Below are 17,062 nucleotides of genomic sequence, written 5' to 3'. Positions count from 1 at the left end.
AATCATAATTCACCAGATCCCATAACTACTGCAACGAATTAAAAACATTTTAATGTTTCCCTTTTAGGTTGAGATTATGAGATTAGACAAATTTACCAGCAAATTTCAGCTCGCTATTTCCGATGCTCAATCACTCGCATTGGGTAGAGACCATCAGTACATCGAACCTGTTCATTTAATGACCGCGATGCTTAATCAACAGGGTGGGTCAGTTAGACCGCTCTTAGATCAAGCCAACATTAATGTGAATGCGCTGCGCTCAGCGCTTAGTCAGGCAATTGAACGTTTGCCGAGAATTGAAGGCATAGGCGGAGACGTTCAGCTTAGCAAAGACAGCGGCATACTCTTAAACTTGTGCGACAAAATTGCGCAGCAGCGCAAAGATGAATACATCACGTCAGAAATTTTTGTGCTGGCGGCGCTACAAGACAAAGGGCGCTTGGGTGAAATACTCAAGAGCTTAAACATTACCCAAGACACTGTCGAGGCCGCAATAGACGACATGCGGGGCGGACAAACGGTAACCGACCCAAATGCCGAAGATGTAAGGCAAGCACTAGATAAATACACAACAGATCTTACCGAGCGCGCAGAACAAGGCAAACTAGACCCTGTTATCGGTCGTGATGATGAAATTCGTCGCACGGTACAGGTTTTACAGCGTCGTACAAAGAATAATCCGGTATTGATTGGCGAGCCAGGCGTCGGTAAAACTGCGATTGTTGAAGGGCTGGCGCAGCGTATTATTAATGGTGAAGTGCCAGAAGGTTTGAAAAATAAGCGTGTGCTTGCATTAGATATGGGCGCATTGGTTGCGGGTGCAAAGTACCGTGGTGAATTTGAAGAGCGCCTTAAAGCTGTACTCAATGAGTTAGCCAAAGAAGAAGGCCGCGTGATCTTATTCGTCGATGAACTTCACACTATGGTGGGAGCAGGTAAAGGCGACGGTGCAATGGACGCTGGCAATATGCTTAAACCAGCTCTTGCACGCGGCGAGCTTCACTGTGTGGGAGCTACTACGCTCGATGAATACAGACAATATATAGAAAAAGATGCTGCTCTTGAACGCCGTTTCCAAAAAGTCTTGGTAGAAGAGCCCAGTGTAGAAGACACCATTGCTATTCTGCGTGGCTTAAAAGAGCGCTATGAACTTCATCACTCGGTTGATATTACTGACCCCGCGATAGTGGCGGCCGCTAGTTTGTCTCACCGTTATATTAGCGATAGGCAACTTCCAGACAAAGCTATTGATCTTATAGATGAAGCGGCTTCAAGCATCCGTTTACAAATTGATTCTAAACCTGAGGACATGGATCGACTTGAGCGCCGTATTATCCAGCTTAAGTTGGAAGAACAGGCTCTTGCAAAAGAAACAGACGATGCAAGCCATAAGCGTCTAGAAATGATAGAACTTGAGCGCGAGCAAGCTGAGACGAAGTATGCAGAGCTTGAAAAAGTATGGCTAGATGAAAAAGACGCCATGCAAGGTACGCAAACCATTAAGGGGGAGTTAGAGCAGGCGAAATTAGATCTAGAAATTGCAAGAAGGGCATCTGATTTAAATCGTATGTCTGAACTGCAATATGGCCGCATTCCAGAACTAGAAGCTAAATTAGAGCAGGCGGCAGAAAATGAAACTCGCGAAACTAAGCTAGTAAAAAACAAAGTTACGGATGCAGAAATTGCAGACGTGCTGTCGCGCTGGACGGGTATCCCTGTTGCCAAAATGCTCGAAGGAGAGCGAGATAAACTCCTTCGTATGGAAGACGTTTTACATAAGCGAGTGGTTGGTCAAGAAGAAGCGGTTGAAGCGGTTTCAAATGCAATAAGGCGGTCACGAGCAGGACTCGCTGACCCTGCACGTCCCATAGGCTCGTTTTTGTTCTTAGGCCCAACTGGCGTAGGTAAAACCGAACTGTGCAAAGCCCTCGCGGGATTTATGTTTGATACTGAAGATGCAATGATACGCATTGATATGTCTGAGTTTATGGAAAAACACTCAGTGGCACGTTTGGTTGGTGCTCCTCCTGGCTATGTAGGCTATGAAGAAGGTGGCTATTTGACAGAGGCGGTGCGTCGTAAGCCATACTCTGTTATCTTGCTTGACGAGGTTGAAAAAGCACACCCTGATGTATTTAACATATTACTTCAGGTATTAGATGACGGGCGCTTAACTGACGGGCAGGGACGTACGGTAGATTTCAAAAATACTGTCGTCATTATGACATCTAACTTGGGTTCAGATGTTATTCAAGATAAACATAGCGACAACCAATACGATGAGATGAAGGCTGCCGTTATGAGTGTTGTAGGTCAACACTTTAGGCCTGAGTTCATCAACCGCGTTGATGATATTGTTGTTTTCCATCCTTTGGGTAAAGAAGAAATTAAGTCTATTGCTAAAATCCAACTTGCATCGTTGCGTGCTAGACTTGCCGAGAAAGGGTATAAATTAACACTGTCTGCTGCAGCGATGGATAAGTTGGCAGAAGCTGGTTTTGATCCTGTGTTTGGCGCGCGTCCATTAAAACGTGCAATTCAAGTCCAAGTGGAAAATCCATTGGCACATCAATTGTTGGCAGGTGAATTGATACCTGAATCCACAATTCGTATTGATGCTGATGAAAGCGGTTTGTTTGTCGTTAGCCAATAGCGCTAATGCGAACAAAAAAGGGCGACATGAATTGTCGCCCTTTTTTAATGCGCTGACCCGCTTTGGAGCACTCATATACGAAGCGCTTCGTTAGTCAACAAGCCGCGAATTATTGTACTGAGAGTGAATCCAACAAAGCTTGCGCTTGTGGTCGCAGGTAAAAAGGACGCTCAACGTTAACTGCATAATTTAGTTCTTGTTTTGCTTCTTCAACACGATTTAACTTCGCAAGTGTATATCCAAGATGATATCGAATTTTAGGGTCATTTGCGTTTCTGGCGAAGGCATCTCTCAGCAGTTTTAAGCTTTCTTCATATTCACCTTGAAGTGCTTTCACATGGCCTAGTGTATCAAGTATATCTGCTGAATTTTGCTGAAGTGAATACGCTTTATTGGCATATTCACTGGCTTGCTCGAGGGATGCATCGATACTCATTATCGCCAATCGGTTGTATGCTTCCGCTGGATTGACTAAGTTGGGCTCACTGACTAACTGTTTGTAAAGCGATATTGATTCCTCATATTCGCCTATAAAAAACAAATATTGTGCAAGAAGGTTTTTAGTCAATAAATTAGTGTTGTCTTTATCTACAAGGGACCTTGTGGTCTCAAGAAAAAGCTCGACATGTTGCTGATTCAAAGCAAAGTTATACATGCCGATAATAGCTTGAGCGAACCTCGGATCCAGCTCCAGAGCCTCTTTAAAGAATCTCACTGCTCGGAGTGATTCACCCTTATTCGCCCAGACCCTTCCTTTCAAAAAATAGTAGACTGGTGTGCCTCGTTTATCATCGCCTATTGATGAAAGTAATTTATCTGCATCTTCGTTAAGCTCTAAATCAAGCAGAAGGCTTGCATATCGCAGGGTAATAAAGACGTTGTAGGCTGACAAATCATGGGCTCTTGCCATAGCAGCCTTGGCTTCATCGTTGTTATCAACTGAACGCATTAGCTCGGAATAAAGGATTAATTTATCTGGAGAACTCGAAATGAAATTTTTCACAACGTTTAATGTTTTCTCAGCGTCAGAAATTCGATCGTCTTCGATCAAGAGCTGCGCTTTTCTCAACAGGTAACTCGCGTTGTCAAAATTATCCTTTAATAATAGATCTAGATGATACAGCGCACTCTTAACATCTCTTTGCTGTTGATAGAGCTCAGACACCCGTTCTCGCGCATTGATGTTAGAAGGATTAAGAGTCAATATATCGAGGTAGATTTGCTGTGCTTCTTCATACCTGTTGAGCTTAGTAAGATTAAAGGCTCTTAAAAGCAATGTTTCATTGTGCTGCGGGGATAATATCAAAAGTTCGTCGACTAACTTGTTGGATATCTCAGTATTCCCTAATCTGCTTTCCGTTGCTGCAAGGTTGAATTTTGCAGAGAACAGAGTCGGGCTTTTTTCAAGCGCTCTAAGTATGTTGGTTTTAGCTTCGTTTAGATTGCCTTGGCGTATCAAAATACCCGCTTTTAAATTATATACCTCTGCCTCATCAGGAAATATATCAGAAAGCATTTCGGCACTTTTCAATGCTTTTTCGAACTTTCCCGCTTGAAGATTCATTAATGCGTAAGTAAACAAAAAGCTAAGCGCTTTCCTTGTATTTTTCGAGATTATTATCAAGAATTGATAATGCTTCGTCTTGTTTGCCTCTCGCCGCCATTAACTTAATTTTAAAGAGTTCTAACTTACTTTCATTCTTGTACTTAAATTGCAGCTCTTGAAGCAGACGTTGCGCTTTAAAAGCTTTGTTCTGTCTTATGAATAGGTCACCAAGCAATAACGCTGAATCTATGTCTTCTATAATTTCATCTTTGTGGCGCTCTAATAGAATCATTGCTTGCTTATCTTGTTGTGTAGCAATGTAAACTTGGCTTAGCATAAGTACAGCCTGCAGATCGCCAGGCTCTTTTTGTAAATAAGAGCTAAACTCTTTCGCAGCGGTTTCCATATTATTGTTAAAAAAGTTCGTCAAACCGCTTATATACAAAAGCATGGGCTGTGATGTAATAAGCCCAGGGTCAAGTTGCGCCATAAAGTCATTCAATTCTTTGAGCTTACTGTTATCGATAGCTTGTTGGCTATCTCTGCTCTGTAACCAACTGTTAAGCAAAATGGCTAAGGGATCATTAGGGGTGTCTTCAATTATCTCTGCAACAAAGAGTTTCGCTGTGTCATAGTCTTTTGCTTCAAGGTAGAGATCTACTAAGTTGCGTAGGGCTATAGGGTCATCTCTATTGAATGAAAGCGCTTTTTGAAGAAATGATGTCGCCTTTTCAGTATCACCTTGGCGGTATGCTAGCTGGCCTTTAAGTCTCCACGAAATAGGGTCTTTCGGAGAAATTGCAATTGCACGGTTTATCAATTCATTCGCGTTGGTTAGCTCTTCGTTTTGCAATGCAATAGATGCCAAGCCGTTAATTGCCGGAACAAAGTTAGGGTAATCTAAATTAATTGAATTGTAGTCTCTAAGAGCACACTCTTCATCTTGAAGCCTAAGGCAAGCGGTTGCTCTGATTAAAAGCCATTCTCTTTTGTTTGTTCCTGTTAATTTTTTTATTTCTGAAAATGACACTATGTTTTCGTATTTATTGAGAAAAAGCCAAGTATTGCCAAGAGGTTCTGCTAGAAGATTGATGTCCGCTCCCATTTCGAGCGCTTCTATAAACTCCATTTCAGCAGCTTTTAGATAGCCATTTATTAACAATATTTCACCCATTAGAAGTTTGGCTGCTAAGTTCTCTGGGTCTTTTTGAAGACTGTTTTTTAGGTGGATATATGCTTCATCGAACGCATCTTTATTGAAAGCGGAAAGTGCTTTTTCATAATCTTCAGAGGTAGATGCATAGCTGATAGATTGTGTTGATACAAAAAGGAGTGTGGCAACAAGATTTTTCAATGTACGTTTTATTGAAGATTTATTTTTATTCGAACTTTCCATGACTAACTAAAATTCACCGAGGTAGAGGATTTGATAACAAAAAAGGTGGCCATTGCCACCTTTTCAAAGATACGTCTTTTTGGGTTACTTTTAAACAATTAAACCAAGCGTTTGCGCCTAAACATTACAAAACCTAACCCTAGACCCATAAACGCTAAAGTATTTGGGGCGGATACTTCTTTTGGTGGAGGCGTAGTTTTCGTTGTGGTTTGGGAAAAACCCAATGCTGCCAGTTTAAAACCAGAACCGTCGATATCAGACACGCTGGTGCTTGGATCAAAGTGCGTGTTGTATGCACCCACCAACCAATATTTGGCCTCAGTAAGCGTAGGATATGTCACCTCATAATTACCGCGACCTGCAGGGTTGGGCGAAATGTTTCTGTGCGTTACTGATGTAATTGCATTTGAACCTAGCAATGTCATCCCAAGTCGTTGCAGTATTTGCCGTATTCCTGAAAATATCAATATTGTCGAAGCCAACAACTGTTAATTGGTTTTCATCACCCGCACCTGTCAGATATTGAAACTTCGTGCTGGTGAGCGCGACGGATTCACTAAATGAGAATAAAACCATATCGAAATCATATTTCCAATCGTCGGGATTATTATCAATCGTATGCCAATCCGACAATTTCCCACCATGATCCTTATTCGTCATGGCAAGACCCCAGTAAGAGGAATAATCTAAGCCGTTTTGCCTAACTACCTGGTCGTCGCTGCTACCTGCTGTGTCAGACCATGTTGTGTAAGAAACGTAGATGTCACTGCCGTTAATCTGAATTGAATTATTGTTTGGTTCGAAGCCCTTAGAAACGTTTTGTGTAAGCATGTTATAATTGTAATGTTCAATCATTGAATCACCAGCGAATGCTGTTTGTGACATACCACACACTAGGGTCAGAGCGACAAATTTAGACATAAACTTCATGGACTAAAGCCTTACTGTTAACAACTTTTAATTGAAAGAGGTAAAGCTAGAATCGTGCCAGTTTTTTTAACGGCTGTTTTTTAATAGTTTTTTTTGTTTTTTGAAATTGGATGTAAAAAAAGCTGACAAGTAAAGATCAGCTTTTATAGACTAAAGTATGATTTGGGTTAAGGTGAAGTTTTACGCCTCCAAGCAATTAGCAACCCTGTTGCGAACAAAATGCCAATTGTACCAGGTTCGCTAACCTCTGTTGGCGTAGGTGGCGAGGTTCCTCCCTTAGTCTCAAACCCGATGCTCGTCAATTTAAATGCGTCATTGGTAGATGATCCCCCAATGTTACCAAACACCTTATTATAAGCTCCAACCAGCCAATATTTAGCTGTTGTATCTAATGAAAACTCTGATTTGTACTTTAGGTGGGCGTCGCTGGAATCGCACTTTTCGACGTTATAAGAAGATGTAATTGCGTTGCCGACAATGTCATCCCAGGTGTTGCGCCCTGAAGTCAACGTTTCGATACTTGTCAATGCCGCAACTGAAACCTGAGTATCGCTCTTATCATACACCCACGAGAAGTTAGCACCTTGGAGGGTCACTGCTTCACTGAACGAAAAAAGAACAAAATCGAAGTCTTGCCAATTTCCGCGTACGGAGTTTACGTTATCGATAGCATGATCCGGATAACTATTGCTGTATTCCCAATCCTGGTTCGTTACTCCATAACCATAATAATTTGATATTTTATAGCTGTTTGCTCCGACGACAATGTCGTCTAATTGACCGTATGTATCGGCCCAGCTGGTCATTGAGACGTTAATACCACCTATAGAGACATTAGAAGAGGTTGACGATGTTCCTTCGTAAACGCCGCTGTTTACAAGATTATAAACATGCTCGCCCACAGGGGAATCACATTTGGGGTTGGTCGACTGCGCGTAGTTGCCGCAGTTACTCTTGTAATAACTAGAATTGTAGCCAGCTACTGCGTCCCCATTAAATACAATGGTCGCTAGCGCGCTAAGACCGACGATATATGAACTTAACCGCATTTCAATTTTTCCTGTTTAATTGATAGGGAAAAGTTCCCTCAAGCATAGATGCCCGAGGAACTTCAACATGGTCCTGGAAATGTAACCTAGCGGGATTATTAGTTCGGTATGTACTCGCATACATAGTTATTACTTATAAAGGATGTTGAACGAACTGAAAGAAGGGGTGGCTATGCCTGAAGCTTTAACTGTGAAATAATCACGGTAGAGATTGAGTAATATTACGAGGACATATGTCTGAACAAAAGCGTAAAGGAATATATTTACTTCCGAACCTATTAACGACTGCTGGATTGTTTTCTGGTTTTTTTGCAGTAGTCTCTTCAATGAATGGTCGCTTTGAAGCTGCGGCAGTCGCGATTTTTGTTGCTATGATTTTTGACGGGCTTGATGGGCGTGTTGCTCGCATGACAAACACGCAAAGCGATTTTGGTGCCGAGTATGACTCAATGGCAGACATGGTATCGTTTGGTGTAGCGCCTGCACTGGTGGCGTATAACTGGGGGCTGACCGAACTTGGTAAACTTGGATGGTTAGCTGCATTCGTCTATGTTGCTGGCGCTGCATTAAGGCTTGCCCGATTTAACACACAAGTAGGAATTGCTGATAAGCGTTTCTTCCAAGGACTGGCGAGTCCAGCTGCTGCTGCGGTTGTTGCTGGCTTAGTGTGGGTTGGTGTTGAGTATGAAGCTGTCGGTACTGATTATGGTTTTATTGTTGCCGCTGTAACAGGATTAGCGGGTCTTTTGATGGTAAGCAACTTTAAGTACAACTCTTTCAAAGAAGTGAACTGGCACGGTAAGGTTCCATTCGTTGCTTTGTTGCTAGTACTACTGATATTCGTAGTGGTGGCTACCGAACCTGCCCTTGTGTTATTCCTAGTGTTTGCGCTATATGCACTTGCAGGACCGATAAATACGTTTCGCACAGTCGATAAGGTGACTCTACACGATGTAGTAGGAGACCATGAAGAAGATGCCGACTTCAAATCTTCTCACGTTGAAGACTGCGAGAACCAAAAAGAAGATAAGAAATAACGCTGATTTGATGCGTTATTAACCGAATAGTTTAAAAAGCGACCGAACGGTCGCTTTTTTTATAATTATTTAAAGAAGGGTGTTGACGGCAAAGAAAGAATGCGTAGAATGCGCGCCTCCTCAACAGGGAACAGCGAAAAGCTAACAACTGATGAGGGTGTCGAAAACCAAGTTTAAAAATAAATAAACAAAAGTTGTTGACAAAAAAAAGATGCGCTGTAAGATACGCATCCGCTTCGGAAGAGGCAGCTGGCAGCAAAGATTAGTATCAAGCTGTCGAGCAAGGAAACGAACCAACTGAGAGTAATGTTGGTCCTCCTTGCGCAGAAATCATATTCGATGATTCTGCACATTGTTCTTTAAAAATTTAGACAAGACAATCTGTGTGGGCACTCGTTAAGAGTGTCACAACGACGATTCATATTTCGATATATTTAATTGAAGAGTTTGATCATGGCTCAGATTGAACGCTGGCGGCAGGCCTAACACATGCAAGTCGAACGGTAACAGGGTGTGCTTGCACATCGCTGACGAGTGGCGGACGGGTGAGTAATGCTTGGGAACTTGCCTTTGCGAGGGGGATAACAGTTGGAAACGACTGCTAATACCGCATAATGTCTTCGGACCAAACGGGGCTTAGGCTCCGGCGCAAAGAGAGGCCCAAGTGAGATTAGCTAGTTGGTAAGGTAAAGGCTTACCAAGGCGACGATCTCTAGCTGTTCTGAGAGGAAGATCAGCCACACTGGGACTGAGACACGGCCCAGACTCCTACGGGAGGCAGCAGTGGGGAATATTGCACAATGGGGGAAACCCTGATGCAGCCATGCCGCGTGTGTGAAGAAGGCCTTCGGGTTGTAAAGCACTTTCAGTTGTGAGGAAAAGTTAGTAGTTAATACCTGCTATCCGTGACGTTAACAACAGAAGAAGCACCAGCTAACTCCGTGCCAGCAGCCGCGGTAATACGGAGGGTGCGAGCGTTAATCGGAATTACTGGGCGTAAAGCGCACGCAGGCGGTTTGTTAAGCTAGATGTGAAAGCCCCGGGCTCAACCTGGGATGGTCATTTAGAACTGGCAGACTAGAGTCTTGGAGAGGGGAGTGGAATTCCAGGTGTAGCGGTGAAATGCGTAGATATCTGGAGGAACATCAGTGGCGAAGGCGACTCCCTGGCCAAAGACTGACGCTCATGTGCGAAAGTGTGGGTAGCGAACAGGATTAGATACCCTGGTAGTCCACACCGTAAACGCTGTCTACTAGCTGTTTGTGATTTTAAATCGTGAGTAGCGAAGCTAACGCGCTAAGTAGACCGCCTGGGGAGTACGGCCGCAAGGTTAAAACTCAAATGAATTGACGGGGGCCCGCACAAGCGGTGGAGCATGTGGTTTAATTCGATGCAACGCGAAGAACCTTACCTACACTTGACATGCAGAGAACTTTCTAGAGATAGATTGGTGCCTTCGGGAACTCTGACACAGGTGCTGCATGGCTGTCGTCAGCTCGTGTCGTGAGATGTTGGGTTAAGTCCCGCAACGAGCGCAACCCTTGTCCTTAGTTGCCAGCATTAAGTTGGGCACTCTAAGGAGACTGCTAGTGACAAACCGGAGGAAGGTGGGGACGACGTCAAGTCATCATGGCCCTTACGTGTAGGGCTACACACGTGCTACAATGGCATTTACAGAGGGAAGCGAGACAGTGATGTGGAGCGGACCCCTTAAAGAATGTCGTAGTCCGGATTGGAGTCTGCAACTCGACTCCATGAAGTCGGAATCGCTAGTAATCGCAGGTCAGAATACTGCGGTGAATACGTTCCCGGGCCTTGTACACACCGCCCGTCACACCATGGGAGTGGGATGCAAAAGAAGTAGTTAGTCTAACCTTCGGGAGGACGATTACCACTTTGTGTTTCATGACTGGGGTGAAGTCGTAACAAGGTAACCCTAGGGGAACCTGGGGTTGGATCACCTCCTTACCATTACGTCGATAGACGCCTTGATGCAGTGCCTACACAGATAGTCTTGTTTAAAACGAAGAACGACACAAGTTTATGGGGCTATAGCTCAGCTGGGAGAGCGCCTGATTTGCATTCAGGAGGTCAGCAGTTCGATCCTGCTTAGCTCCACCACAGGCTTGTAGCTCAGCTGGTTAGAGCGCACCCCTGATAAGGGTGAGGTCGGCAGTTCAAGTCTGCCCAAGCCTACCATTTCTTACTTATACTGCGTTATCGTATCGCTCACGTGCTACTAGCACGCTACGCAATCAGATGCCTTGTCTAAGCAAGAAATAGATGGCAGTATATGTGTCAAAACGGAATTTAAATCCTAATGAATATTTACTGTTTCAGTAAGCATTGATTAGGGTTTTTTACTCTAAAGTGAAATGATTCGTCATTTTACGAATGTTCTTTAACAATTTGGAAAGCTGATATTAATAGTAATCAATCAAAATTGAGTAACTGAGAAATCGAAAGATGACTTTTTACTCTACTTGACTGAATTGCTTGTTATCAATCGATGATTTGATAACAAGGCAATTCTTCCGATTAGCTTGTCATTCATGCGACATAACTCAGGCAGAAGTCAAAAGGCTGTTTGGGGTTGTATGGTTAAGTGACGAAGCGTATACGGTGGATGCCTTGGCAGTTAGAGGCGATGAAGGACGTGTAAGTCTGCGAAAAGCTGTGGTGAGCCGACAAAATGCATTTGAGCCACAGATGTCCGAATGGGGAAACCCACCTGTTTACAGGTATCGTTACATGAATACATAGTGTAACGAGGCGAACGAGGGGAACTGAAACATCTAAGTACCCTTAGGAAAAGAAATCAACCGAGATTCCCCTAGTAGCGGCGAGCGAACGGGGAGCAGCCCTTAAGCTGTTTAGAATTTAGTGGAATCCTTTGGGAAGAGGAGCGATACAGGGTGATAGCCCCGTACACGACGAGTTCTTTACAGTGAAATCGAGTAGGTCGGGACACGTGTTATCTTGACTGAATATGGGGGGACCATCCTCCAAGGCTAAATACTCCTAACTGACCGATAGTGAACCAGTACCGTGAGGGAAAGGCGAAAAGAACCCCTGTGAGGGGAGTGAAATAGAACCTGAAACCGTATACGTACAAGCAGTGGGAGCCACTTCGTGGGGTGACTGCGTACCTTTTGTATAATGGGTCAGCGACTTATATTTAGTAGCAAGGTTAAGTGAATAACGGAGCCGTAGCGAAAGCGAGTGTTAACTGCGCGTTTAGTTGCTAGGTATAGACCCGAAACCCGGTGATCTAGCCATGGGCAGGTTGAAGGTTGAGTAACATCAACTGGAGGACCGAACCCACTAACGTTGAAAAGTTAGGGGATGACCTGTGGCTGGGGGTGAAAGGCCAATCAAACCGGGAGATAGCTGGTTCTCCCCGAAATCTATTTAGGTAGAGCCTCGGACGAATTCCATTGGGGGTAGAGCACTGTTAAGGCTAGGGGGTCATCCCGACTTACCAACCCTTTGCAAACTCCGAATACCAATGAGAACTATCCGGGAGACACACGGCGGGTGCTAACGTCCGTCGTGGAGAGGGAAACAACCCAGACCGCCAGCTAAGGTCCCAAAATATTGCTAAGTGGGAAACGATGTGGGAAGGCATAGACAGCTAGGAGGTTGGCTTAGAAGCAGCCACCCTTTAAAGAAAGCGTAATAGCTCACTAGTCGAGTCGGCCTGCGCGGAAGATGTAACGGGGCTAAGCAATATACCGAAGCTGCGGCAGCAAGTTTACTTGCTGGGTAGGGGAGCGTTGTGTAAGTGGATGAAGGTGAGTTGTAAAGCTTGCTGGACATATCACAAGTGCGAATGCTGACATGAGTAACGATAATGGGAGTGAAAAACTCCCACGCCGGAAGACCAAGGTTTCCTGTCCCATGCTAATCAGGGCAGGGTAAGTCGGCCCCTAAGGCGAGGCAGAAATGCGTAGTCGATGGGAAACGGGTTAATATTCCCGTACTTATATAATCAGTGATGGAGGGACGGAGAAGGCTAGGCAAGCTTGGCGTTGGTTGTCCAAGTGAAAGCGAGTAGGCCGAGTGTTTAGGTAAATCCGGACACTTAAAGCTGAGACGCGAGACGAGCCACTAAGGTGGTGAAGTTGTTGATGCCCTGCTTCCAGGAAAAGCTTCTAAACTTATGATTATATGAACCGTACCCCAAACCGACACAGGTGGTCAGGTAGAGAATACTAAGGCGCTTGAGAGAACTCGGGTGAAGGAACTCGGCAAAATTGTACCGTAACTTCGGGAGAAGGTACGCCCCTGTTTGTGAACACTTTACGTGGTAAGCAGATGGGGGCCGCAGTGACCAGGTGGCTGGGACTGTTTATTAAAAACACAGCACTCTGCAAACTCGTAAGAGGACGTATAGGGTGTGACACCTGCCCGGTGCCGGAAGGTTAATTGATGGGGTTAGCGTATGCGAAGCTCTTGATCGAAGCCCCGGTAAACGGCGGCCGTAACTATAACGGTCCTAAGGTAGCGAAATTCCTTGTCGGGTAAGTTCCGACCTGCACGAATGGTGTAACCATGGCCACGCTGTCTCCACCCGAGACTCAGTGAAATTGAAATCGCAGTGAAGATGCTGTGTACCCGCACCTAGACGGAAAGACCCCGTGAACCTTTACTACAGCTTGGCACTGAACATTGAACCTACATGTGTAGGATAGGTGGGAGGCTTTGAAGCACAGTCGCTAGATTGTGTGGAGCCGTCCTTGAAATACCACCCTTGTATGTTTGATGTTCTAACATAGGTCCCTAATCGGGATTGTGGACAGTGTCTGGTGGGTAGTTTGACTGGGGCGGTCTCCTCCCAAATAGTAACGGAGGAGCACGAAGGTTAGCTAATCACGGTCGGACATCGTGAGGTTAGTGCAATGGCATAAGCTAGCTTAACTGCGAGACAGACACGTCGAGCAGGTACGAAAGTAGGTCATAGTGATCCGGTGGTTCTGTATGGAAGGGCCATCGCTCAACGGATAAAAGGTACTCCGGGGATAACAGGCTGATACCGCCCAAGAGTTCATATCGACGGCGGTGTTTGGCACCTCGATGTCGGCTCATCACATCCTGGGGCTGAAGTCGGTCCCAAGGGTATGGCTGTTCGCCATTTAAAGTGGTACGCGAGCTGGGTTTAGAACGTCGTGAGACAGTTCGGTCCCTATCTGGTGTGGGCGTTGGATGATTGATGGGAGCTGCTCCTAGTACGAGAGGACCGGAGTGGACGAACCGCTGGTGTTCGGGTTGTCATGCCAATGGCATTGCCCGGTAGCTATGTTCGGAACGGATAACCGCTGAAAGCATCTAAGCGGGAAGTAAGCCCAAAGATGAGTCATCCCTGAACTTTAAGTTCTGGAAGGGTTGTTATAGACGATGACGTTGATAGGCAGGGTGTGGAAGCGTTGTAAGGCGTTAAGCTAACCTGTACTAATTGCCCGAGAGGCTTAACCATACAACGCCCAAAAAGCTTTAGGCTTTTGAGTGTTGTAGACAAGCTAAAGTAAGTAGAGTGAAAAGTAGTTACTCACTGATTGAATTAATATTATCTTTCCCAAATTGTTACCAGTTTTTCCTGGCAGCCATAGCGATACGGTACCACCTGACTCCATTCCGAACTCAGAAGTGAAACGTATTAGCGCCGATGGTAGTGTGGGGCTTCCCCATGTGAGAGTAGGACACTGCCAGGTCCCAATTAAAGAAACCCGCCTTACGGCGGGTTTTTTGCTTTATCACCATACGTAAAGCAATTCATACTTACTTATATCTGCAACTTCCTTGCTAAACTATCTTTTGTTCACTAGTTTCTATATAAAGTATAAGTAACAACAAATATGTTCATCTTATTTAGATAGTGTTGATAAATGTTTCTAAAGTGTAGTATCGCTGTTCTCTTGTGTATGTTTACTAGTCTTTCTTACTCACAAGAAAAAGAATTCACGAAAGACAATACAGTAGTGCTTGGCGTTGTTGAGTTTCCGCCCCTTATTATCAAAGATAATGAAGGTGTTAGCTGTCATGGAGAAGCTGTAACGATTTCACGCGCAATACTTGAACTTGCAGGATACAAAGTAGAAATAGAATGTCCGCCTCCGGCTCGCCTTTTTGAGCGCGTTCGTAAAGGTGAAATAGACATTACTGTTAATGTTAAAGGAACGAAGGCATTAGACAATAATGTTACATTTGTTGAAAAACCTTTTAGTTACCTTTCACTCGTTTTAATGACAAACTCTGGGTTGAGTGGAGAAAAAACCGTAGCAGCCATCAGGGGCTACGACTATGTTGGCTTAAGACAAGAACTCGAACAGCAGGGTTATACCTTTTTCGATATGCCAAACAGTACTGATGCAATTCAACTTTTTCAATTTGGCCGAACAACACATTTAGCAACGTATGAAGCGCCCTATCGTTATCACATCGAAAGAGTACCTGATAATATAAGTGAACTCGCAGTGTCAATGCGTCGCAACATTCCTACATTTTTTGCCATTTCAAATATGAGTGATCGAAAAGTAGAATTATTCAATAAGCTAACAACGCTCTTTGCGTTATCCGATAGTGATACGGTCATTGAGCAGATGCAAACTAGCAATGAATAAGTCTGAATTGAACCCTACCTTATTTAAAATGGTTAATTAAAACAAAGGGTTAAATCGGAAGGTAACCAGAAGTTAATTCATTAAAGAATTTTCTATTCTGTATACATCAAAACTCCTGTTCTAGGTATAACAAGATGTATGCAGCTATGATCAAAGACAACACACCTTTTCAACACACAAGTGGCCACGTTGGTTTTTATAAAGACAGTTCATTGGCCACCATGCTCAATTTCATCAACGAAGCCGTTATGGTTTTAGATATCAATGGCAATATTGAAATGCTCAACTCACAGGCGGCCTTATTGTTCGATGGTAAAAAAGACCAGCTAGCCGGGGAAAACTTACTCGCTTTCTTGCGTGACGAAACTGGGCGGTCACACAGCCAGATCATTCATTGTCTGGACAAAGCGTCCAGCGAAATTATTAATACTCCTCCTTTAGAAGTAACTGTATGTCGGTTAGGGCCTTCTCATAGCGTCGTCAGTGTTGAGCTTACGCTATCGTCATTGCCACAAGCACTCAGTGCTGACAGTGCCTTGTTTCTTTGTATATTACGCGACCTCACAGTGCACAAAGCGGAGTACTCGTCACTGAAGCGTAAAGCAGAAACAGATTTTTTAACAGGCTTAGCAAATCGACACAAATTTGCGGATTATTTGTCTCAGCAATGGGCAAAGTGTGAAGAGGATGATTTGCCGTTAAGTATTATCTTTATTGATATTGACCATTTTAAACGCTTTAACGATGATTATGGACACATTATGGGAGACAGGTGTTTAAAGCGAATAGGGGAAACTCTGAATTTAAGCTTACCCAATAGAAACACCTTGGCCGCCCGTTATGGCGGTGAAGAATTTGCATTAATATTGCCGAATTGTTCTGCTCAAACCGCTCAGCTTTTAGCAATACGTATAAAGCGTCACTTGGCACAGTTAAGTGCGAAACACTTTGCCCTGATGTCCAGCGTAGGGTTAACGGTCAGTATGGGGGTAGCTACGCAGGAAAGTCATAGGTATGAGACGAGTGATGCACTGCTGCATGCCGCAGATACGTTATTATATCAAGCCAAGTCGAAAGGACGTGACCAAATTTGTTATTTGTAAAATGAGTAAAACAAAAACACGCTGAGCTAACATAGCTCAACGTGTTCTAATGGTCGATGTCGTTGGACGCCTATGTTGTCGGCCTGTTTTGTATTTGCGGGTCACACATAAACCGCTCATAGGTCAGCGTGTCATATACCCATACTTCGATGTATATTGAATCAGAAACGTCGTCACCGTCGTCAATGGCAATTTCCATAAGCGAGTTTGACTTACTTAGCAACGTAACGTCACCTGGGCTGGTTGCGGTTACCCAGCGAAATTGATAACGGCTTTCAGTGTTTTCATGAAACTCAATATTCAATTTACGGTTTTGGTTGGAATTAAATTGAACGACTTCAGGGGTGTAGCGATAGTAGTAACTGTTGCCTATTTCGGCATGCTTGGCGTCGTGGGGAGGAACCTCGTCTGGCGCCCAGAGTTCGAGGGTGAAAGTAGCCGTATTGTCATCTGTTGCAAACGCGCTGAATGAAAAACATATCAGCAAAAAAACAGGGGTTTAGCAACCATCTTCATAGTAAACATTTTACATCCTTATTAAATTTTTGTTGTTGCGCAAGGTTTCAGGCGCGTTAGTGATATTAATAACCATTTTTGCCTTGGTCAATATAAGTAAAGCAGTGCCAAGGTTATTTCTTTATGCGTATTGCAAACAAGATGGTTGAAAGAGCCCGTGATATTACTGCCGATTGTCTTCGGTAAGTATTCATCGAAACGGGCAGTCTTGC

At 44.2% G+C, this 17,062-nt stretch carries 10 protein-coding genes, 2 tRNA genes and 3 rRNA genes; 9 read left to right on the top strand and 6 right to left on the bottom strand.

Going from position 1 to position 17,062, the window contains the following annotated elements; translation table 11 throughout:
* Positions 1-76: 76 nt before the first annotated feature.
* Positions 77-2,653, top strand: coding sequence for an ATP-dependent chaperone ClpB (gene clpB, locus V6N89_RS14035; protein ID WP_338518116.1), 2,577 nt, complete (start codon positions 77-79; stop codon positions 2,651-2,653).
* Between the two features lie 109 nt (positions 2,654-2,762).
* On the opposite strand, the gene V6N89_RS14030 is transcribed toward clpB, so the two are convergent.
* The 5 genes from V6N89_RS14030 to xdp1 form a co-directional block, all read right to left on the bottom strand.
* Complete coding sequence (locus V6N89_RS14030) at positions 2,763-4,235, bottom strand: tetratricopeptide repeat protein (protein ID WP_346992834.1); 1,473 nt, start codon at positions 4,233-4,235, stop codon at positions 2,763-2,765.
* 4 nt (positions 4,236-4,239) lie between these two features.
* Positions 4,240-5,595, bottom strand: coding sequence for a tetratricopeptide repeat protein (locus V6N89_RS14025; RefSeq protein WP_338518113.1), 1,356 nt, complete (start codon positions 5,593-5,595; stop codon positions 4,240-4,242).
* Positions 5,596-5,693: 98 nt separating this feature from the next.
* A complete protein-coding gene (locus V6N89_RS14020; protein WP_338518112.1) occupies positions 5,694-5,936 on the bottom strand; it encodes a PEP-CTERM sorting domain-containing protein in 243 nt (80 codons plus the stop codon).
* Between the two features lie 7 nt (positions 5,937-5,943).
* Positions 5,944-6,525: a hypothetical protein gene (locus tag V6N89_RS14015; protein WP_346992833.1), complete on the bottom strand. Its 582-nt coding sequence runs from the start codon at positions 6,523-6,525 to the stop codon at positions 5,944-5,946.
* 167 nt (positions 6,526-6,692) lie between these two features.
* Positions 6,693-7,574: an exosortase-dependent surface protein XDP1 gene (gene xdp1 / locus V6N89_RS14010; RefSeq protein WP_346992832.1), complete on the bottom strand. Its 882-nt coding sequence runs from the start codon at positions 7,572-7,574 to the stop codon at positions 6,693-6,695.
* 233 nt (positions 7,575-7,807) lie between these two features.
* Between xdp1 and pssA the strand changes: the two genes are divergently transcribed.
* From pssA to V6N89_RS13970, 8 genes are all read left to right on the top strand, one after another.
* Entirely contained in the window at positions 7,808-8,611 is an 804-nt protein-coding gene (pssA, locus tag V6N89_RS14005; protein WP_338518109.1) for a CDP-diacylglycerol--serine O-phosphatidyltransferase, read from the top strand.
* Between the two features lie 435 nt (positions 8,612-9,046).
* Positions 9,047-10,579 (top strand): 16S ribosomal RNA (locus V6N89_RS14000).
* Between the two features lie 77 nt (positions 10,580-10,656).
* A tRNA-Ala gene (locus V6N89_RS13995) sits at positions 10,657-10,732 on the top strand.
* Position 10,733: 1 nt separating this feature from the next.
* Positions 10,734-10,810 (top strand) — tRNA-Ile (locus tag V6N89_RS13990).
* A gap of 400 nt (positions 10,811-11,210) precedes the next feature.
* Positions 11,211-14,087 (top strand): 23S ribosomal RNA (locus V6N89_RS13985).
* A 119-nt stretch (positions 14,088-14,206) separates the two neighbouring features.
* Positions 14,207-14,322: ribosomal RNA gene (rrf, locus tag V6N89_RS13980) — 5S ribosomal RNA — on the top strand.
* Together the 16S, 23S and 5S rRNA genes with 2 tRNA genes alongside form the textbook arrangement of a ribosomal RNA operon.
* A 210-nt stretch (positions 14,323-14,532) precedes the next feature.
* Positions 14,533-15,231 (top strand): substrate-binding periplasmic protein, encoded by a 699-nt coding sequence (locus tag V6N89_RS13975; protein ID WP_338518108.1) that lies wholly within the window; start codon positions 14,533-14,535, stop codon positions 15,229-15,231.
* A gap of 134 nt (positions 15,232-15,365) precedes the next feature.
* Entirely contained in the window at positions 15,366-16,334 is a 969-nt protein-coding gene (locus tag V6N89_RS13970) for a GGDEF domain-containing protein (RefSeq protein WP_338518107.1), read from the top strand.
* A 70-nt stretch (positions 16,335-16,404) separates the two neighbouring features.
* Here V6N89_RS13970 and V6N89_RS13965 read toward each other — a convergent pair whose 3' ends face one another.
* Positions 16,405-16,821 (bottom strand): hypothetical protein, encoded by a 417-nt coding sequence (locus tag V6N89_RS13965; protein WP_346992831.1) that lies wholly within the window; start codon positions 16,819-16,821, stop codon positions 16,405-16,407.
* Between the last annotated feature and the right edge of the window lie 241 nt (positions 16,822-17,062).

The sequence above is a fragment of the Alteromonas gracilis genome (assembly GCF_036870955.2).
GTDB lineage: Bacteria > Pseudomonadota > Gammaproteobacteria > Enterobacterales > Alteromonadaceae > Alteromonas > Alteromonas gracilis_A.
This window is presented reverse-complemented; position numbering and strand designations above follow the sequence as displayed.